This window comes from Streptomyces sp. NPDC093598 (assembly GCF_044764825.1).
Lineage (GTDB): Bacteria > Actinomycetota > Actinomycetes > Streptomycetales > Streptomycetaceae > Streptomyces.
Genome location: NZ_JBIWIV010000003.1, coordinates 559,648 through 578,916, shown reverse-complemented (window position 1 = coordinate 578,916; position 19,269 = coordinate 559,648). Strand labels below are relative to the sequence as shown.

Sequence of the window (19,269 nt, the reverse complement as noted above, 5' to 3'; positions counted from 1 at the left end):
GTCTCCTCATGAGACGGGGCCCGACGTCGTAAAGGGAGCGGAAAACGCGCCCCCGGGCGTCCCGCTCGCGGCACAGTGAGCGCATGACCGGCAGCGCCGTCCACCGCCCGGGACTGGACACGCAGGGCTTCCTCACCCGGGAGGGCTCCCTCGCACGCGTGCCCCGGGCCTTCCGCCCGGTCGTCACCGCGACGCGCGACCGGCTGACCGAGGTGTTCGGGCCCCGGCTGCACAGCGCGTACCTCTACGGGTCGATACCGCGCGGCACCGCGCGCGTGGGCCGCAGCGACCTGGATCTGCTGCTCGCCCTGCACGAGGAGCCGACCGGGGCGGACCGGGACGACGCCCGGGCGCTCGGCGCGGCCCTGGACGAGGAGTTCGAGCAGATCGACGGGCACGGCACCCTGCTGTTCAGCCGGGCGAGGCTGCTGAGCGACCTGGAGAGGTACGACCTGGGGTGGTTCGTCGCCTGCCTGTGCACACCGCTGCTGGGCGAGGACCTGGCCACGTGCCTGCCGCGCTACCGCCCCGACTCGCTGCTGGCCCGCGAGACCAACGGCGACCTGGCCCGGCTCCTGGCGCGCTGGCGCCGGCGGATCGCCGAGGCGGGCGACACGGAGGAGGCCCGCCGGCCCCTGGTCCGCTTCATGTCCCGGCACCTGGTCCGTACGGGCTTCACGCTCGTCATGCCCCGCTGGAACGGCTGGACCAGCGACCTGCACGAGATGGCCGAGGCCTTCGCCGGGTTCTACCCCGAGCGGGGCGAGCAGATGCGGGCCGCGGCCGTCCTGGGGCGGGAGCCGACCGGGGACGCCGCCGTGCTCGCGTCGTACGTCGGCGATCTCGGACCCTGGCTCGCCGAGGAGTACGCGCGCGTGCACGGCGTCAAAGCGCCGCGCCCCTGAGGGCTCTAGATGAGCCCGTGCTCCACCAGATAGTCCATCTGCGCCCGCACCGACAGTTCCGCCGCCGGCCACAGGGAGCGGTCCACGTCCGCGTAGACGTGGGCGACCACCTCGGCCGGGGTGCGGTAGCCGTCCTCCACGGCCGTCTCCACCTGGGCGAGGCGGGTGGCGCGGTGGGCGAGGTAGTACTCGACGGCGCCCTGGGCGTCGTCCAGGACCGGGCCGTGGCCCGGCAGGACCGTGTGGACGCCGTCGTCGACCGCGAGGGAGCGCAGCCGCCGCAGGGAGTCCAGATAGTCGCCGAGGCGGCCGTCGGGGTGGGCCACGACCGACGTGCCGCGGCCGAGGATCGTGTCGCCGGTGAGGACCGCCCGGTCGGCCGGGAGGTGGAAGCAGAGGGAGTCGGCGGTGTGGCCCGGGGTCGGTACGACGCGCAGCTCCAGGCCGCCGGTGGTGACCACGTCTCCGGCGGCCAGGCCCTCGTCGCCCAGGCGCAGCGCCGGGTCGAGGGCACGCACGCGCGTGCCGGTCAGTTCGGCGAACCGGGCGGCGCCCTCCGCGTGGTCGGGATGGCCGTGGGTCAGCAGGGTGAGGGCGACGCGCTTGCCGGCCTGCTCGGCCGTGGTGACGACCCGGCGCAGGTGCGTGTCGTCCAGCGGGCCCGGGTCGACGACGACGGCCAGGTCCGAGTCCGGCTCGGCGAGGATCCAGGTGTTCGTGCCGTCCAGGGTCATCGCCGACGCGTTGGGCGCCAGGACGTTCACGGCCCGCGCGGTGGCGGGTCCCGAGAGGACCCCGCCGCGGGGCTGGCCGGGAAGGGCGCTTGCGTCCGTCATGCGGTGGCTCCACCGGTCGGGATGTGCTTGGTGAACTCGTCGTGGCCCGGCCAGGAGAGCACGATCTCGCCGTCCACCAGGCGGGCGGTGGCCAGGACGGGCGTGAGGTCACGCCCCGGGGCGGCTTCGAGTGCCCCGGCGGCCGTCTCGTACGCCGTCAGCTGGCGCAGGGTCGCGATGGTCGGCGGCATCATCAGCAGCTCGCCCTTGTCGTACCCGTCCGCCGCCTCGCTCGGGGCGATCCACACCGTGCGGTCGGCCTCCGTGGAGGCGTTGCGGGTGCGCTGCCCCTCGGGGAGCGCAGCCACGAAGAACCAGGTGTCGTAGCGGCGGGCCTCGAACTCCGGGGTGATCCAGCGGGTCCAGGAGCCGAGCAGGTCGGAGCGCAGGACCAGGCCGCGGCGGTCCAGGAACTCCGCGAAGGACAGGTCCCGGGCGACCAGGGCGGCCCGGTCCGCCTCCCAGTCGTCGCCCGTGGTGTCACCGACGACCGAGTCGGAGGCCGGCCCGGCGAGCAGCACGCCCGCCTCCTCGTACGTCTCCCGTACGGCCGCGCAGACGATCGCCTGGGCCGCCGTCTCGTCGACGCCGAGCCGGTCCGCCCACCACGTGCGCGTGGGGCCCGCCCAGCGGACGTGATGGTCGTCGTCGCGCGGGTCGACACCGCCGCCCGGATACGCGTACGCGCCTCCGGCGAAGGCCATGGAGGCGCGTCGGCGCAGCATGTGGACGGCGGGGCCGCTGCCGGTGTCCTTCAGGAGCATGACGGTGGCCGCGCGCTTCGGGGTCACCGGGGTGAGGGTGCCGGCCGCGAGTGCGCGGATCCGGTCCGGCCACTCCGGGGGGTACCACTGACCGTTCGCCATGGGCGCGAGGCTATCTGGTGACGGGCGGATGTTCGAGTGGCCCCCGGGGACGGATTCCGCAGCTGAGGCCACGGAAGAGGCCGCTACGCGAGCTCCACCTGGATCTCGACCTCCACCGGCGCGTCCAGCGGCAGCACCGCCACGCCCACCGCACTGCGCGCGTGCACGCCCTTGTCGCCGAGCACCTCGCCGAGCAGCTCGCTCGCGCCGTTCAGCACCGCGGGCTGGCCCGTGAAGTCCGAGGCCGAGGCCACAAAACCGACGACCTTCACCACGCGCGCGATGCGGTCCAGGTCACCGGCGACGGACTTCACGGCGGCCAGGGCGTTCAGCGCACACGTGCGTGCCAGCTCCTTGGCCTCCTCCGGGGTGACCTCCGCACCGACCTTGCCGGTGACCGGAAGCTTGCCCTCCACCATCGGGAGCTGCCCCGCGGTGTAGACGTACGGGCCGGACTGCACGGCCGGCTGGTACGCGGCGAGCGGCGGGACCACGTCGGGCAGGCTCAGGCCGAGCTCGGCCAGCTTCGCCTCGACGGCGCCCATTACTGCTTCGCCCGCTTCAGGTAGGCCACGAGCTGCTCGGGGTTGTGCGCCCCCGGCACGACCTGGACGAGCTCCCAGCCGTCCTCGCCCCAGGTGTCCAGAATCTGCTTCGTGGCGTGGACGAGCAGCGGCACGGTTGCGTATTCCCACTTAGTCATGCGGCCGACTCTAGCCGCTGCCCCAGGGAGGCCACGCGGCCGACCACGGCACGGGTTGTCCACAGCCTCCCGCGTAGCCCGGGCGCGGACTGGTTAGGCTCGAATACGTGAGCAGGCTCCAGGTCGTCAGCGGCAAGGGCGGAACCGGTAAGACCACGGTGGCCGCCGCACTAGCACTGGCTCTCGCCACGGAGGGGAAGCGGACGCTTCTCGTCGAGGTCGAGGGCCGTCAGGGCATCGCGCAGCTCTTCGAGACACAGGCGCTGCCCTATGAGGAACGGAAGATCGCCGTCGCTCCCGGGGGCGGGGAGGTGTACGCACTCGCCATCGACCCCGAACTGGCCCTTCTGGACTACCTCCAGATGTTCTACAAGCTGGGCAGCGCCGGACGGGCCCTGAAGAAGCTCGGCGCGATCGACTTCGCCACCACCATCGCGCCCGGCCTCAGGGACGTCCTCCTGACCGGCAAGGCCTGCGAGGCGGTGCGGCGCAAGGAGCGCAGCGGGCGGTTCGCGTACGACTACGTCGTGATGGACGCGCCGCCGACCGGGCGGATCACGCGCTTCCTGAACGTCAACGACGAGGTCGCGGGCCTCGCCAAGATCGGCCCGATACACAATCAGGCGCAGGCCGTGATGCGGGTGCTGAAGTCGCCGGAGACGGCCGTGCACCTGGTGACGCTGCTGGAGGAGATGCCCGTCCAGGAGACCGTGGACGGCATCGCCGAGCTGCGTTCGGCCCGGCTGCCGGTGGGCCGGATCATCGTGAACATGGTCCGGCCGGAGGTGTTGGACGAGACCGACCTGGAACTCGTACGCACGGTCCCGCGTTCCACTGTCGCGCGGTCCCTGTCGTCCGCGGGGCTCGGCGGCGCGCGGCGCGGCGGGCACGCCGAGCGGCTGGTGGACCCGCTGCTCGCGCAGGCCGAGGAGTACGCCGAGCGGTACACGCTGGAGCACGAGCAGCGCGCGGTCCTGGCCGAGCTGGGCCTGCAGCGGCACGAACTGCCGCTGTTCGCCGAGGGCATGGACCTGGCGGGGCTGTACGAGCTGGCCCGCGAGCTGCGGGAGCAGGGCGTGTCATGAGCCAGGACAGACAGGCAAGGCCCGTCACGAGTCGGAAGCAGGGGATGTCATGAGTCGTCCGGACCCGGCCCACACCCACGACCCGGCCCGCCCGCACCTCGCCCCCGCGCGTCTGCTCGACATCGATCCGCTGCTGGAGAACCCGAAGACCCGGATCGTGGTCTGCTGCGGCTCGGGCGGGGTCGGCAAGACCACGACCGCGGCGGCCCTGGGCCTGCGCGCGGCCGAGCGGGGCCGCAAGGTGGTCGTCCTGACCATCGACCCGGCCCGCCGGCTCGCCCAGTCCATGGGCATCGACTCGCTGGACAACACCCCGCGCCGGGTGAAGGGCATCGACGACTCCGCGGGCGGCGAGCTGCACGCGATGATGCTCGACATGAAGCGCACCTTCGACGAGATCGTCGAGGCGCACGCGGACCGCGAGCGGGCGGCCGCCATCCTGGGCAACCCCTTCTACCAGTCGCTCTCGGCGGGCTTCGCGGGCACGCAGGAGTACATGGCGATGGAGAAGCTCGGGCAGCTGCGCGCCCGGGACGAGTGGGACCTGATCGTCGTCGACACCCCGCCGTCCCGCTCGGCGCTGGACTTCCTGGACGCGCCCAAGCGGCTCGGGTCGTTCCTGGACGGCCGGCTGATCCGGCTGCTGACGGCGCCGGCGAAGCTGGGCGGCCGCGCCGGGATGAAGTTCCTGAACGTCGGGATGTCGATGATGACCGGCACCCTCGGCAAGCTGCTCGGCGGTCAGCTCCTCAAGGACGTCCAGACGTTCGTGTCCGCGATGGACACGACCTTCGGCGGCTTCCGCACCCGCGCGGACGCGACGTACAAGCTGCTCCAGGCGCCCGGTACGGCGTTCCTGGTGGTCGCGGCCCCGGAGCGGGACGCGCTGCGCGAGGCCGCCTACTTCGTGGAGCGGCTGGCCGCGGAGGACATGCCGCTCGCCGGTCTTGTGCTCAACCGGGTGCATGGCAGCGCCGCCGACCGGCTGTCGGCCGAGCGGGCGCTCGCCGCCGCGGAAAATCTTGAAGAGCCCCGCATTGTGGATCAGGAGGGCGGGAAAGCAGTACTTCGTAACTCCCCCGAAGCACAGGACAGTTCAGACGAAGACACCGAAGGCACCGAGGACCCCGAGCTCGCCGAAGACCCTGAGCGGTCCGTCGACCAGCTCACGGCAGGCCTGCTGAGGCTGCACGCCGATCGCATGCAGCTGCTCTCCCGTGAGCAGCGCACGCGTGACCGCTTCACCGCGCTCCACCCCGAGGTGGCCGTGACGGAAGTGGCCGCGCTGCCCGGCGACGTGCACGACCTCGCGGGACTGCGCGACATCGGCGACCGGCTCGCGGCCGACGAACGCGAGCTTCCCGACCCCGCCGACCAGCCGGAGTCGCCCGAGGCGAGTGCCTGACAGCAATCCGGCGAGGGCACGTGACCTGAGGGAACTCCCGCAGAACCTGGGAACTCCCGGAGGACCGGGGAACTCCCGAAGGACCGGGGAACTCCCGGAGGACCCGGGGAACTCCCCGGAGGGAGCCCTCAGCTCACCGCCGCGTAGTTCTCGTAGATCTCGTCGTCGTCGAGGGGCATGACACCGCACCCCCGCTCGTACTCCGTGCGCGCCGTCTCCAGCAGCCGGCGCCAGGAGGTCACAGTGGGACGCCTGCGCAGCAGTGCGCGGCGCTCCCGCTCCGTCATGCCTCCCCACACGCCGAACTCGACGCGGTTGTCGAGCGCGTCGGCCAGGCACTCCGTGCGCACCGGGCATCCGGTGCACACCGCCTTGGCCCTGTTCTGCGCTGCTCCTTGAACGAACAGTTCATCCGGATCGGTAGTGCGGCAGGCCGCCTGCGCACTCCAGTCGGTTACCCAGCCCATACCGGCGCCGTCCTCTCCCGAATCGAGGCTCCCCCACGGCGGCAGCGGCATATGCACCGCCGCCAGTTGAGGACGTTACGGAAGGTGGGCACAGCGCAACACCCCCTTCGGGCCCAATCTTGAATGGCCCGAACGGACTATGGGTAAGCGGCAGATCACCCGGGGGAGTGAGCTGGCGACATACGTAACTCTCCCGGCAAACCGGGACAGTTCAGTTGCGTCACAACGGACGCCGTATGACACACAAGGCGGATTCGGACACGGCTCCACCAAAAAAGTTGGGGAACACCCGGAACGATTCGGGGTCGCCGGACGTATTGATACGTGGCCTCACTGCTGTGACAGTTGAGAGCAGCTTAGGCCAAGGCCTATACGCCTGTCCGGCGAATGAGAACGTAGGCTGCCCTCATGCCAAACAAGCGCTCGGGCGGTGGTCTGTCTCCCACGCAGCAGGCCGCCAAGTTCCTCGGTGTCAGTGTCCTCGCGGGAGCCGTGCTGGCCGGCATCGCGCTCCCCGCCGTGGGCGCGCTGGGGCTGGCGGCCAAGGGATCGGTCGAGAGCTTCGACGAGCTCCCGGCCACCATGAAGACCCCGCCGCTGAGTCAGCGCACCACCATCCTCGACGCCGACGGCGGCCAGATCGCCACGGTCTACTCGCGCGACCGCACGGTGGTCCCCCTCAAGGACATCTCGCCGTACATGCAGAAGGCGATCGTCGCGATCGAGGACTCGCGCTTCTACCAGCACGGCGCGGTCGACCTGAAGGGCGTCCTGCGCGCCCTCAACAAGAACGCGCAGACCGGCGGAGTCTCCGAGGGCGCCTCCACCCTGACGCAGCAGTACGTGAAGAACGTCTTCGTCGAGGAGGCGGGCGACGACCCGACGAAGGTCGCGCAGGCCACCCAGCAGACCATCGGCCGCAAGATCCGCGAGCTCAAGTACGCGATCCAGGTCGAGGAGGAGCTGGGCAAGAAGAAGATCCTCGAGAACTACCTGAACATCACGTTCTTCGGCCAGCAGGCCTACGGCGTCGAGGCCGCCGCCCAGCGCTACTTCTCCAAGTCCGCCAAGGACCTCAGCATCGAGCAGTCGGCCCTCCTCGCCGGCATCGTCCAGTCGCCCAGCCGGTACGACCCCGTCAACGACGAGGCGGAGGCCACCAAGCGCCGCAACACCGTGCTGCAGCGCATGGCGGCCGTCGGCGACATCTCCCAGGCGCAGGCCACCGACGCGATGAAGGCACCGCTCGGCCTGAAGGTCAGCAAGCCCAAGAACGGCTGCATCACCGCGGTCAAGGGCGCCGGCTTCTTCTGCGACTACGTGCGCGAGGTCTTCCTGACCGACCCGGTCTTCGGCAAGACCAAGGAGCAGCGCGCGAAGATCTGGAACCAGGGCGGCCTCACCATCCGCACGACCATGGACCCGCAGGCCCAGAACGCGGCGCAGCGCTCCATCAAGGAGCACGTCTACAAGAGCGACGAGGTGGCCACCGCCGTCTCCCTCGTCCAGCCGGGCACCGGCAAGATCCTCGCCATGGGCCAGTCGCGTCCGTACGGCTTCAAGAAGAACGAGACGCAGATCAACCTCTCCGTCGACCAGTCGATGGGCGGCGGCATGGGCTACCAGCCCGGTTCGACGTTCAAGCCGATCGTGGCCGCCGCCGCCCTCGAGGACGGCATGCCCGCGAACAAGGTCTACTCCTCGCCGTACCAGATGCCGTACCCGAGCCCGGTCTCGGCCTGCGACGGCAAGCGGTGGGTGAACGACCCCAACAACCCGGCCAAGCTGGAGAACGAGAACTCCTCCGAGGTCGGCCCGTACGACATGCGGGAGGCGACCGCCAAGTCGGTCAACACCTACTACGTGCAGATGATCAGCGACATCGGCATCTGCCCGGTGACGACGATGGCGAAGAAGATGGGCGTCGTGCGGGCCGACGGCGACAAGATGCCCCAGGTGCCCTCCATCGCCCTCGGCACCCAGGAGATGTCCCCGCTGACCATGGCGAACGCGTACGCGACCTTCGCCGCGCGCGGCATGCACTGCACGCCGGTCGCCATCGAGTCGGTCAGCCGGAGGGTCGGTGACAAGACCACGTCGCTCCAGGTCCCGAAGTCGACCTGCTCGCGCGCCATGTCGGAGAACACCGCCGACACGATCAACGCGCTGCTGAAGGGCGTCGTCGAGGACGGTACGGGCACGAAGGCGGGCCTCGGCAGCCGCCCCAGCGCCGGCAAGACCGGTACGACGGACGAGCGCTACGCGGCCTGGTTCGTCGGCTACACGCCGAACATGGCCGGCGCGGTGTGGGTGGGCGACCCCGCGCACAAGCGGAAGATGTCCGGCATCACCATCGGCGGCCGGTCGTACGGCAAGGTCTTCGGTGGTGAGGTCCCCGGCCCGATCTGGCGCGACATGATGTCCGGCGCGCTGGAGGGCAAGCCCGTCGAGAACTTCAACACCGTCCACATCCCCGACAGCAAGCCCCGGGACCGCGGTGACGGGGGCGGCGGCGACCGTGAAGACGGGGGCAACGGCGACAATGGCGGCAACGGTGGCGGCGACGGCTTCGTCGGTGGCCTGGTCGGCGGCAACAACAACGGCGGAGGCGGCGAGCCCTTCCCGACGCCTTCGTTCTCCATCCCGGAGGGCTTCTTCCGGGGCCAGGGCAACGGCGGCGGGAACGGCAACGGCGGCCGGTTCGGCTGAGCGGTCGGCGTGACGGAACGCGCCTGAACGGAGACGGCCCCCTCTCACCCGCGCGGGTGAGAGGGGGCCGTCTCCGTACGACCGTCTCCGTACGACCGTCTCCGCCGGCCGTCTCCGTCCGGCCGAGGGGTCAGCCGGCCAGCAGCTTCTTCACCGCGGCGGCGACGCGGCCGCCCTCGGCCTGCCCGGCCACCTTCGGGTTCACGATCTTCATGACCGCGCCCATGGCCCGCGGCCCCTCCGCACCGGCCGCCCTGGCCTCCTCGACGGCCTGGGCGACGATCTCCTGGAGCTGCTCGTCCGACAGCTGCTGCGGCAGGTACGTGGCGAGCACCTCGCCCTCCGCCTTCTCCCGCTCGGCCTGCTCGGCACGACCACCCTGCGCGAAGGCGTCGGCCGCCTCACGCCGCTTCTTCGCCTCCCGGGTGATCACCTTCTGCACCTCGTCGTCGGAGAGCTCGCGCTTCTCCTTGCCCGCGACCTCCTCCTTGGTGATCGCGGCGAGCGTCAGCCGGAGCGTCGAGGAGCGGAGCTCGTCGCGCTCCTTGATCGCAACGTTGAGGTCATCCTGCAGCTTCGACTTGAGCGTGGTCATGGGGTCGATTGTCGCAGGTGCGGGACGACCGGCGCCCCTCGATTTGTGGGGCCGTCGCCTAAGAACCGGTGTCGTCAGGGGATTTCGGGCACCGCCCGGGCACGGGAGGCGGCCGCGGTCTGACACGATGGTCGTATGCGCGCGCGATACGGAGTCCCCCTGGGAATCGCGGCGGCTGGTGCCGCCGGTCTGTTGTACGCGGCGGGCTTCGAGGCCCGCTCCTTCCGCCTCCGCCGGGTCACCGTCCCGGTCCTGCCTCCGGGAATGCGCCCCCTGCGTGTGCTGCAGGTCTCCGACATCCACATGGTCGGCGGCCAGCGCAAGAAGCAGCGCTGGCTGCGGTCCCTGGCGGGCCTGCGCCCCGACTTCGTGATCAACACGGGCGACAACCTCTCCGACCCGGAGGGCGTGCCGGAGGTCCTGGACGCCCTCGGCCCCCTGATGGAGTTCCCGGGCGCGTACGTCTTCGGCTCCAACGACTACTACGGCCCCAAGCTGCGCAACCCCGCCCGCTACCTGCTGGAGAAGGCCCAGGGCCGTCACGGACTCAACGGCAACGCGCCCGCCGAGGGCGTGGTGCACAACCCGTGGGAGGACCTGCGGGACGGTTTCGACGCGGCGGGCTGGCTCAACCTGACCAACGCGCGCGGCGAGCTCAAGCTCGAGGGCGTCTCGGTGGAGCTCACGGGCCTGGACGATCCGCACATCAAGCGGGACCGCTACGCGCAGGTGGCGGGCGGCCCGTCCGAGGCGGCGGACTTCTCGATGGGCGTCGTACACGCCCCGTACCTGCGCACCCTGGACGCCTTCACGGCCGACGCCTACCCCCTGATCCTGGCCGGCCACACCCACGGCGGCCAGCTGTGCGTCCCCTTCTACGGCGCCCTGGTCACCAACTGCGACCTGGACACGGACCGCGTGAAGGGCCTGTCGACGCACACGGCGGAGGGCCGTACGTCGTACCTGCACGTGTCGGCGGGCTGCGGCACGAACCGCTACACACCGGTACGGTTCGCGTGCCCGCCGGAGGCGACGCTGCTGACACTGGTGGGCCGGGGGTGACGCGGCGGGAGTAACGGGCCGGGAGTAACCCACACAGCCCGGCCGCATCGCCCCCTTTGTCCTTTTCTGTCAGCGTGGGGGCATGACCGCCCCGATACCCCGGGACATCCCGGACCTCCCAGCGATCCCGTCCCCTCCGGCACTGAGACCCGCCCCCGTTCCCGCCACGGCCGTCGTCACCCCGGTCCGCCGCCCCGCGGCCGCCGCCTTCCGCCTCCTGGTCGCATGCGTGGCGGCCGGGGGCGTGACGCTCGAACTGCTCCTGGGCGACCCGTCCCGGGCCCTCAGCCACTTCGCGATCCAGAGCAACATGCTGCTGGCGCTGGTCATGGCCCTCTCGGCCCGCCGCGCGTGGACGGCCAGCCGCCCCCTGCCCGGTGCCATCCTGGGTGCGACGCTGCTCTACGTCCTCATCGCGGCCCTGGTGCACCACCTGCTCCTCGCGAACGAGGCGAGCCCGTTCTCCCTCACGGGCCAGGCCGCCACCCCGACCGGCTGGCACGCCCTCTCCCAGGGGGTGCTGTACACCCTGACCCCGATAGCGGCGGTACTGGACTGGCTGCTGCTCACGGCCCCCGGCCGGCTGCACCTCCGCCAGGCCAGCAGCTGGCTCCTCTACCCCCTGGCCTACCTGGCCTTCTGCCTCCTCCGAGGCGAGCTGCTCCTCCCGGGCACCCCCGACCGCTACCTCTACCCGTTCCTGGACGTCGGCCAGGACGGCTTCAAGCGCGTCCTCGGCAACGCGCTCCTCCTGGGCCTCTCCTTCTACGCCCTGGCCGTGCTCCTCGTGGCCCTCGACCACGCCCGCCCGAACCCCCTGCGTCACCGGTGGAAAACCGGATTTCGTCTCTAGCCACCGGTGGGCTAAAGTAAACGTCGTCGCCGCGACAGCAGCGACATCGGGGTGTAGCGCAGCTTGGCAGCGCGCTTCGTTCGGGACGAAGAGGTCGTGGGTTCAAATCCCGCCACCCCGACGCTGGTCAGAGGGCCAATCGCATGATCGCGATTGGCCCTCTGTTGTGCTCTGGGGGCCAAACGGGGGGCCAAACGTGTTTGGTCACTGGGTGGATCATGCTAAGGGCTGGCAGGTAGCCGTAGAAGGTGCCGTGGCTTTCCTGAGAGAGGGCGAGACAAGCCAGACCCACCGTCCCCCTGCTCGGGATCAGGGTGACCGTACCTCCGCTTGCAGGTCAGGGGGCAATTTGGTGTCCGCGCCTGTGTACGCCGACCTGACCTGAGCGGCGGTCAGCCCCTTGGCGTCTGTGAGGTCCACTCCCTTTAGGTTCGCACGGGTGAGATTCGCCTTGCTCAGGTCTGCTCGGGGCAGGATGGTGTCCGCGTCAGGACCGGATCGCGCTCCGATTGTCAGCGTCCACGTGAGCCTGTCCGATAGCGGTAAGCCAGCGTCTGCTGCCTTGCGGAAGTCAGCCTTGCGCAGGTCGGCCTCGCGCAGGTCGGCCTCGCGCAGGTCGGCCCCAGTTAAGTCGGCACCGTGCAGCAGGGCCGAGGTCAGCTTTGCCGCACGTAGGTCGGCATGCGAAACGTCAGCACCGAGCAGTACGGCATGACGGAGGTCCGCGAAGAGCAGTGCGGCGTGGGAAAGATCGGCCTCCCATAGCACTGCCCGCGTGAGGTTGGCCACGCTCAGGTCGGCGTTCGAGAAGCGGGCCTGTGGCGCTACGACCTCAGTCATATCTGCTCGGATCAGTTGTGCATCACTGAGATCTGCTTCACGCAGGAGAGCGCCAGTGAGGTCTGCCTGGGATAGTTTGGCTCCCTCAAGATGCAGCTCAGTGAGGGTAAGCACTCCTCGTCCGGCGACCTGCCTGCGTGATTGCGGTCGCGTCAGAGCGCTCAACGCGATCTGCACATCCGCGTCTGGGGCGTCGGGCAATTCCCCAATCGTTGGCCGGTATCCCCCCGATCGGGCTACAGCTCTGCTCTCGGGGGCGCGGTAACGCACAAATTCGCCGATAACTTGAGCGGCATGTATCGCCTGATCTGCGTCGTCTTGAACAATTTGCTCAAGCGCCACCACCCCGCCGACTCTCACATACATTTGCTCGGAGTCCAGACGTTCTAACGCCTTGATGAACCGCTCGGTGACTTGCCCGCGGCGTGTCAGGCGGTAGGTGCGGGCCGTGTATACGAGGGCGACACCAGCGCCGATGGCAGCTGCGCACGTAACGATGGAATTGCGCAGCCCGGTGATGAGCGCCGCGGATCCGGTGCCGTCACCGACGGTGTCGGTGTTGATGTATGGGGCGTCGAGGAGATACGGGCCGCGCCACACAAGCCAGGGCAGGCCTATCAACACAAGACCGCCGATGGCCGCGGCAAGAGCCCAGGTACCGATACGCTTCGCGCGACGGAGGAGCCGGGCGCGGACCTGGCGCCTGTGAAGGGCAACTCTTTTCATACCCGCCTACATGCCGGGAGTGGCCGCCTTGGTTGCGGCCACTCCACGACTGCTGCCTCTGAGCTTGTACCGCTTTGACACCATCGGTGTGATGGTCAGGCTGCGAGTGCGGTCTCGTATTCGGCGGGACTGAGGTAGCCGAGGCTGCTGTGCAGACGGTGCAAGTTGTACCAGCCCTCGATGAAATCGAAGATCGCGGTGCGGGCGGCGGCCCGGCTGAGCCAGGAACTCGTGTCGAGCAGCTCCCTTTTGATGGTGGCGAAGAACGACTCGGCGAGTGCGTTGTCCCAGCACTGCCCGGTGCGGCCGACCGACAGACGCACTCCCAACTGGTCTGCCAGCGTGGCGAATTGCTGGCTGGTGTACTGACAGCCGCGATCCGAGTGGAAGATCACCGGACCGGTGGGGCGGCGCTTCCGGCAGGCGGCCGTGAGGGCATCGGCGACCAGATCGGTCCGCAGGTGGTCGGCCGTTGCCCAGCCGACCACGCGACGGGAGGCGATGTCGATGACGGTGGCCAGAAAGAGCCAGCCCTCCTCCGTGGCGATGTAGGTGATGTCGCCGCACCAGCGGGCATCCAGGCTGGCGGGGTCGGGCTGGAAGTCCCGGAGGACGAGATCGGGCCGCAGGGCAGCTCGTGGATCGAGGATCGTCGTCAGGCGCCGTCGTCTGCGGTGTCGGCCCTGCAGGCCGGCAGCCCGCATCAGCCGCGCGACACGTCGGCGGCCGCATCCGGCGCCTGCCCGCTTGAGCACGGCATGGACGCGCGGGGCGCCGTAGGTGCCCCGCGATCTCGTGTGGACGTCGGCGATCTGTTCCGCCAGCTCGGCGTCACGGACCGCGCGGGGACCAGGCTTGGCAGCGCGGCGGGCATAGAAGGCGGTCCGGGAGACCTTCAACAGCTCACACGCTCGTTTGACGCTGTGACCTGCACGCTTCTCCGCCTCGATGAACGGGTGCACCGTCACCGGGTCTCCTTCGCGAAGAAAGCCGTGGCTCGCTTGAGGATGTCGACGTCCTCACGCAGACGGCGGTTCTCCCGCCGCAGTGCGGCCAGTTCCTCCCGTTCGCTGCTGGTCAGGCCGTCTCGCTCGCCCGCATCGACCTCGGCCTGCTTCACCCAGTCACGCACCGCGGTCTCGGTCAGATCAAAGTCCTTGGCGATCTGCCCGACCGAACGGTCACCGCGTCGGCACAGCTCGACGATCTCCGCCTTGAACTCCGGCGTGAACGAACGGCGAGGGCGAGGCTTCTTCTTCCCCATGCTCCCCATGATGGACATCCTCCCGGGGCTGAACCCCTGATCTCGGATGTCCGTTAAAGCGGATCAAGCCCAGGATCACGGCAGACCGGCTCGCCTCGGAGTACCCGTTCATGCCGAGCGAGCAGCTTCTTATCGAGGGGCGGCAGTGGCTGCGCCGTGTCGTCGAACTCCACACGAAGAGCCTCACGCTCGCGCAGCACCGCGAAGTGCTCGCACTGTCTGGTTGGCTCGCCCTACTCGTCGGCTGTGTCGAGTACGACACGGGCGCCCGCCACGCGGCCGAGTCGACGCGACAGGCGGCACTCTCGCTCGCGACCGAGGCTGACCATGCGGAGGTCGCCGGGTGGGCGCACGAGATGCGGGCCTGGTTCGCTCTCACTACCGGCGACTACCGGGGCGTGATTGCAGCGGCCCAGGCCGGAGCCGAGAGGGCTCCGCACGCTGGCATTGCCGTACAGCTCGCTGGCCAGGAGGCCAAAGCGTGGGCGCGGATCGGGGACCGCCGGCAAGTCGAGGTGGCCTTGGACAAGGGCGGCGTTTGCTCGAAGGGATGCCGTACCCCGAGAACCTGGACAACCACTTCGTGGTGGACCCAGCCAAGTTCGATTTCTACGCGATGGACTGCTATCGCCTGGTCGGCGAAGACAAGCTTGCGCGCACACTCGCCGAAGAGGTGCTGAGGGCAGAAACAGACTTCGACGGCACCGAGCGTTCACGGATGCGCAACGCGGAAGCGCGCGTCACGCTCGGAGTCACGGCGGCGCGTGAGGGTGACTTGGAGCAGGCACTCACCATGGGAGAGCGCGCTCTTGAAGGCGACCGTCAGTCGGTGCCATCACTCATCATGACCAGTCGCGAACTGGCCGCCGAAATGCGGCGCCGGTACAGCTCGGAGCCGACGGCACAGGACTACCTGGCACGGCTTCACTCGCTAGCCGAGCAGAAACCCGGCTTCATGCCCCCGTGAGTCACTACTGTAATCCCGCTCCACTCAGCCGACACGGGGCTCTGATGCAGTTGGTACGTCCCTGGAGGACTGGCGGCAGAAGTCGCAGACTGGTCCGTCTGGAGCTGTTCGTCTGGGTCGACGCGCCGTCGTAGGCCGCCGGGATTAGACTGATAGCGGACGTTTGAGCCCTCCCTTGCTGCTCAGTAAGACCAAGGGGCGTGAAGCCATGTCCTTCCACATGCGTACCGCTGTCTCGGGCCGTTGCCGCCGCCGTCGCCCAATTGCCGTGACAGCGGCTGTGTTGGCGCTGCTGGCGCCGCCGGTCGGCGCAACCGCGGCGACAGAGCCGTCTGATGCACTGCTGGCGCCGCCAGTTGGCGCGACCGCGGTGACAGAGCCGTCTGATCTGGTCGCCGACACGTGCGAGAAGCTGAGAGTGACGACCTGGAGTAACTCCAGTTGGTACCCCGCCGGGAAAAAAACCTTGGAAATCACGGTGGCCGGGATCGTCAAGGGCATCGCCAAGATATCCGGCAGACCCGGTCTCGGCCAACTGGGCAATCTCTTCGGCAGTGGATCGTCCACCCTTCTCGACTTCGCCAAGAACAAATGTGGGATGAGCACCCTACTTCCTGCGGTCCAGTCGCTGCCCTACCTGACTCCGGACTACAAGACGTCGTATCCCAGCCGCCAGGTGTACGACAACACGGTGTTCCCACCACCCATCGACACGGACGAGAAAGTCGCCGATTCTACGGCGATCGGCTTCAACACCAGTGGGGCGGCAGGGATCACCCGTCAAGGAGTGCTCGACCTAGCCGACGAGCTGTGCGCGCAAGCCACCCGCCTCGGTACTCCCGAGGTGGCGCTGAGCTCACACTTGGGCAGGGCGGACCTCCGGGCCGTGACCACGGTCAAGTCGTTCATGTCGCTGACCCTCAAGAGGTGTCCGGACCTGTCCACTGAGCAGGCGGACGACCTAGCCGGCCAGCTGAATAGCTTTCTAATCAGCAATCAGCATCTGGCGGACACGCCGCCGTTCCTACTGAATCCGAGTTGGCATTGCGGCGCCGCGCCGGGGCAGATCAGTCTGACGTGGAAGCCCTTCGCGGTGAACCGCATAACCCAATACAACCTGTACCACTCGGCCGACGGAAACACATGGTCCCCAATTCCGCTCTCCGGCTCTGTGGTGAACGAAATCGTCGTCTCCAGGGTAGATCAGGGGCGTCAGTATTACGCCCTGCGCGCGACCGACGTACAGGGCAACGACAGCGCTTGGACGTACGTCCGGGCGTATGTGGAGCAGTGTCCGACTGTCTGAATCAGCCAGTCAGGCGCCATCGTTCTTGCGCGCCGCCTGAGTAGGGGCCAAACGGGGGGCCAAACGGTGCAGCCACATATGGATAGTCCCGGACAGTAGTGGACTGTCCCGGAGACGAACGAGCAGGCCAGCGACACCGAGCCAAGGTCACAAGGGGACTGATCGTGTTCGGGACGAAGAGGTCGTGGGTTCAAATCCCGCCACCCCGACGCTGGTCAGAGGCCCATTCGCATGATCGCGAATGGGCCTCTGTCGTGCTCGGGGGCCAACCGAAGTTGATCCAGCCCCGACGCCACCTCCCCCGGGCAGCTCAATCTGTCAGCCACCTGAGGACCAACGGCCGGCAGTCCCTCCAGCGGGCCACATCGATCGTCTTTTTAGGTCGACCTGTTCGCCTGGACCCGACAGAGCCGACGGAGCGCGAGACTGCGACACAACTCGCTGAGGTCGACAGACTGCGGTGACTGTGTGGCTTACCTCACAGTGCAGCGGCAGACGCTCACTGATCCGGGAGACAGGGCGATCGCAACATTGCCGCATGGATTCCCAAGGGGCCCCTCTCAAAGAATGCCCTTACACAAACCTGCGTTGCGAAGTACGCTGACCAATCCGACTCCGTAAGTAGCCTCAGTATCCTTCAGTAGCCGACACTGCCTCGTGTCTTCGAAGACTGCGGCAATGTACTCGCTCCATGCAGCCCAATCATCGCACTGGATGACCTCTTCCGAAGACTTTTTCCGCAATACGAGATGCCGATCTTCGGGCGCACAATCTATCAAACCCGGCAGCATCTCATACAGATAGTCGACATACACCAAGTCCCACACTAAAGCAGTTTCAACTCGACTCCGCTCAGCCTTATCCTTTATATCTTCTAGCGGCGTTCCGCGGAATATATGGTCAGTAACTCTTACATTCTCTTGGGATGCGAGATAGTGCTTCCTTTCCATCAGGCGCTCGTACGTGCCATCAAGACGCTGGGCTGTACTCTGCTTGGCAGCTTCCGCGCTCTGCCTAGCGGCCTCCTTGCTCTGCTTTGTCGCCTGCTCGGCTCCCTCAATGGCAGCAACCGTCTGAAAACCCAAGAAGACCAGCGTGACAAGTGTTAATGCACCCACAATGCCCTGCAGTCCAAGGCTCCATCGCTCGAGCAGGGAGAGCGCGCCGGGCCCCGGCGTGGGCGCGGGGTCCGGCGTGGGCGCGGGGTCCGGCATGGGCGCGGGGTCCGGCATGGGCGTCGGAGAAGGATCGGGAGTACCCGAAGGACTTGGAACAGACATTCAATTTGCCGCCTTCCCGAGCATTGGAACCGCCAAGGGATTCTAGGATTACTTAAAGCCATCAAGAAAGATCCACGAACCCTTAACTCGGCTACTACCTGCGTCTACAAACCGTGCAGTAGATGTGACGATAAGAGTTGCTCATCTGCGTGCGTTTAGACCCCTCCCTCGGCATTCAGTGCGCGACTTACTGCCCACAGAGTCAATCGACCACCAGGGTGGTCGACGCAAGGGAGTGAGGGAGGGGTCAAACAGGAATCACGTTGATCAAGCAACGTGGCGGCATCTCGGCCAACAGCGAAGATTTCATCCATCGCTTCGGCACCCTGCGTGATCACGGGCCGGAGCTGCTTGCGGTAGACAGCCTCTGTGGTCGTCTGGCTGCTGTGACCGACCAAGAGCGCGATCCGCTCCAGGGGGATGACGTGGTCGGAGAGCAGGGACACGAAGCTGTGCCGGAGCTCCCGCGGGGTCCACTCAGGCTTCAGTCCGGCCCTCTTCACTATGGCCTTGAAGTCTCGCCGGACATTGGCCGCGTCCAGCGACTCGCCGCTCCGAGTCGTGAAGACACGACCTGCCGGGCTCCACTCCATTCCTCGCGCTTCCCGCTCTTGCTTCTGCCATCGCATGTGCTCTTCGAGGACGTCCACCACCTGCTTCGGCAGAGCGATTGTCCTGCGACTCCGTCGGGTCTTGGTCTCGCCACGCTTGCGCACCGAACGCCAGACCGCGACATGAGGCGGGATACCTTCCGTGGTCTCCAGGAAGACGTGATCCCGAGTGAGGGGCCGCGCCTCTTCCGTGCGCACACCGCTGAGGAGCGACAGCACGACATAGGCGTACAGCCGCGATGGACGCGCGGCGGCGAGCACAGCTTTCGCCTGCTCCAAGTGAGTGCTGGCGAGCACGGTCACGAGGGTGCGCAGTCGGACGCGTCCGTCGCGCTGCCGCGACAGCTTCAGATATTCGGCTGCGTCCTCGCGGCGGACCGCGGCGAGTCGGACCGGCTCGCCCTCACGGTCGGCCACCCACCGCATCGTGCCGCCCACGAACCGGGCGGCGCCGGTCGGGGCTTGCAGGGCAAGCCGTGCGGCGTAGACCGGGGCACGCAGCGCGTTCCGGCGGACCGGCTTGGCGCGGTCGACGCGGTAGAGGTAGGCGACCAGCGGGCCGCGCCGGTGACTCCGAGGGCGAGGTAGTCGACCTCGACAACTCGGGGCGGTGAACTCGAACCCGTCCCGTCCCTTGGCCTGAGCCTGGTTGATGGCCGGGATGGACCAGACTCGGCTCCCAAACGGCTCCCAAAACGACCCGCTGCGTCAGGAAGGACTTCGACGGACCACCGAGCAGGAGCAGATCGACAGTCCCGGGGACGGTCGCCGGCGACCGCTCGGGACTGC

General features: G+C 68.3%; 18 protein-coding genes, 1 tRNA gene and 1 pseudogene. 9 read left to right on the top strand and 11 right to left on the bottom strand.

Going from position 1 to position 19,269, the window contains the following annotated elements:
* Positions 1-83 precede the first annotated feature (83 nt).
* Positions 84-905 carry a nucleotidyltransferase gene (locus ACIRDU_RS14470; protein WP_403578636.1) on the top strand — a complete coding sequence of 274 codons (822 nt, stop codon included), beginning with the start codon at positions 84-86 and terminating at the stop codon, positions 903-905.
* 5 nt (positions 906-910) lie between these two features.
* Here ACIRDU_RS14470 and ACIRDU_RS14465 read toward each other — a convergent pair whose 3' ends face one another.
* From ACIRDU_RS14465 to ACIRDU_RS14450, 4 genes are all read right to left on the bottom strand, one after another.
* Entirely contained in the window at positions 911-1,741 is an 831-nt protein-coding gene (locus ACIRDU_RS14465; RefSeq protein ID WP_403578633.1) for an MBL fold metallo-hydrolase, read from the bottom strand.
* On the bottom strand, positions 1,738-2,607 hold the full coding sequence (locus ACIRDU_RS14460) for an NUDIX hydrolase (protein ID WP_403578631.1): 870 nt from the start codon (positions 2,605-2,607) through the stop codon (positions 1,738-1,740). Before ACIRDU_RS14460 ends, ACIRDU_RS14465 begins: the two co-directional genes overlap by 4 nt.
* A gap of 83 nt (positions 2,608-2,690) precedes the next feature.
* Positions 2,691-3,152, bottom strand: a complete 462-nt coding sequence (locus ACIRDU_RS14455; RefSeq protein WP_175433869.1) for a RidA family protein — start codon at positions 3,150-3,152, stop codon at positions 2,691-2,693.
* Positions 3,152-3,310 (bottom strand): DUF4177 domain-containing protein, encoded by a 159-nt coding sequence (locus tag ACIRDU_RS14450; RefSeq protein ID WP_403578628.1) that lies wholly within the window; start codon positions 3,308-3,310, stop codon positions 3,152-3,154. Before ACIRDU_RS14450 ends, ACIRDU_RS14455 begins: the two co-directional genes overlap by 1 nt.
* 107 nt (positions 3,311-3,417) lie before the next feature.
* Here ACIRDU_RS14450 and ACIRDU_RS14445 point away from each other — a divergent pair, with 107 nt between their 5' ends.
* Positions 3,418-4,395 carry an ArsA-related P-loop ATPase gene (locus tag ACIRDU_RS14445; protein WP_403578625.1) on the top strand — a complete coding sequence of 326 codons (978 nt, stop codon included), beginning with the start codon at positions 3,418-3,420 and terminating at the stop codon, positions 4,393-4,395.
* Between the two features lie 49 nt (positions 4,396-4,444).
* The gene (locus ACIRDU_RS14440) at positions 4,445-5,800 is read left to right on the top strand and encodes an ArsA family ATPase (RefSeq protein WP_403578622.1); all 1,356 of its coding nucleotides are present in this window, start codon (positions 4,445-4,447) and stop codon (positions 5,798-5,800) included.
* Between the two features lie 128 nt (positions 5,801-5,928).
* Here ACIRDU_RS14440 and wblA read toward each other — a convergent pair whose 3' ends face one another.
* A complete protein-coding gene (wblA, locus tag ACIRDU_RS14435) occupies positions 5,929-6,267 on the bottom strand; it encodes a transcriptional regulator WblA (protein ID WP_352115483.1) in 339 nt (112 codons plus the stop codon).
* A 408-nt stretch (positions 6,268-6,675) separates the two neighbouring features.
* Here wblA and ACIRDU_RS14430 point away from each other — a divergent pair, with 408 nt between their 5' ends.
* Positions 6,676-8,976: a transglycosylase domain-containing protein gene (locus ACIRDU_RS14430; protein WP_403578619.1), complete on the top strand. Its 2,301-nt coding sequence runs from the start codon at positions 6,676-6,678 to the stop codon at positions 8,974-8,976.
* A gap of 130 nt (positions 8,977-9,106) precedes the next feature.
* On the opposite strand, the gene ACIRDU_RS14425 is transcribed toward ACIRDU_RS14430, so the two are convergent.
* Positions 9,107-9,571: a GatB/YqeY domain-containing protein gene (locus tag ACIRDU_RS14425; protein WP_403578616.1), complete on the bottom strand. Its 465-nt coding sequence runs from the start codon at positions 9,569-9,571 to the stop codon at positions 9,107-9,109.
* 135 nt (positions 9,572-9,706) lie between these two features.
* Between ACIRDU_RS14425 and ACIRDU_RS14420 the strand changes: the two genes are divergently transcribed.
* From ACIRDU_RS14420 to ACIRDU_RS14410, 3 genes are all read left to right on the top strand, one after another.
* On the top strand, positions 9,707-10,633 hold the full coding sequence (locus tag ACIRDU_RS14420; protein ID WP_403578613.1) for a metallophosphoesterase: 927 nt from the start codon (positions 9,707-9,709) through the stop codon (positions 10,631-10,633).
* Positions 10,634-10,715: 82 nt separating this feature from the next.
* The gene (locus ACIRDU_RS14415; RefSeq protein ID WP_403578611.1) at positions 10,716-11,486 is read left to right on the top strand and encodes a Pr6Pr family membrane protein; all 771 of its coding nucleotides are present in this window, start codon (positions 10,716-10,718) and stop codon (positions 11,484-11,486) included.
* Positions 11,487-11,533: 47 nt separating this feature from the next.
* Positions 11,534-11,607, top strand: a tRNA-Pro gene (locus ACIRDU_RS14410).
* Between the two features lie 188 nt (positions 11,608-11,795).
* Here the strand turns inward: ACIRDU_RS14410 and ACIRDU_RS14405 are convergent.
* From ACIRDU_RS14405 to ACIRDU_RS14395, 3 genes are all read right to left on the bottom strand, one after another.
* On the bottom strand, positions 11,796-13,052 hold the full coding sequence (locus ACIRDU_RS14405) for a pentapeptide repeat-containing protein (protein WP_403578608.1): 1,257 nt from the start codon (positions 13,050-13,052) through the stop codon (positions 11,796-11,798).
* A gap of 95 nt (positions 13,053-13,147) precedes the next feature.
* Positions 13,148-14,020 carry an IS3 family transposase gene (locus tag ACIRDU_RS14400; RefSeq protein WP_403578606.1) on the bottom strand — a complete coding sequence of 291 codons (873 nt, stop codon included), beginning with the start codon at positions 14,018-14,020 and terminating at the stop codon, positions 13,148-13,150.
* Positions 14,017-14,316, bottom strand: coding sequence for a transposase (locus ACIRDU_RS14395; protein ID WP_158012931.1), 300 nt, complete (start codon positions 14,314-14,316; stop codon positions 14,017-14,019). The genes ACIRDU_RS14400 and ACIRDU_RS14395 overlap by 4 nt, the downstream gene beginning before the upstream one ends.
* A 550-nt stretch (positions 14,317-14,866) precedes the next feature.
* Here ACIRDU_RS14395 and ACIRDU_RS14390 point away from each other — a divergent pair.
* Both ACIRDU_RS14390 and ACIRDU_RS14385 read left to right on the top strand, forming a co-directional pair.
* The gene (locus ACIRDU_RS14390; RefSeq protein ID WP_403578603.1) at positions 14,867-15,283 is read left to right on the top strand and encodes a hypothetical protein; all 417 of its coding nucleotides are present in this window, start codon (positions 14,867-14,869) and stop codon (positions 15,281-15,283) included.
* 208 nt (positions 15,284-15,491) lie between these two features.
* On the top strand, positions 15,492-16,589 hold the full coding sequence (locus ACIRDU_RS14385; RefSeq protein WP_403578601.1) for a hypothetical protein: 1,098 nt from the start codon (positions 15,492-15,494) through the stop codon (positions 16,587-16,589).
* Between the two features lie 560 nt (positions 16,590-17,149).
* Here the strand turns inward: ACIRDU_RS14385 and ACIRDU_RS14380 are convergent.
* Both ACIRDU_RS14380 and ACIRDU_RS14375 read right to left on the bottom strand, forming a co-directional pair.
* The gene (locus ACIRDU_RS14380) at positions 17,150-17,803 is read right to left on the bottom strand and encodes a hypothetical protein (protein ID WP_403578598.1); all 654 of its coding nucleotides are present in this window, start codon (positions 17,801-17,803) and stop codon (positions 17,150-17,152) included.
* Between the two features lie 221 nt (positions 17,804-18,024).
* Positions 18,025-18,987: pseudogene (locus tag ACIRDU_RS14375) on the bottom strand (site-specific integrase); the annotation flags it as partial.
* Between the last annotated feature and the right edge of the window lie 282 nt (positions 18,988-19,269).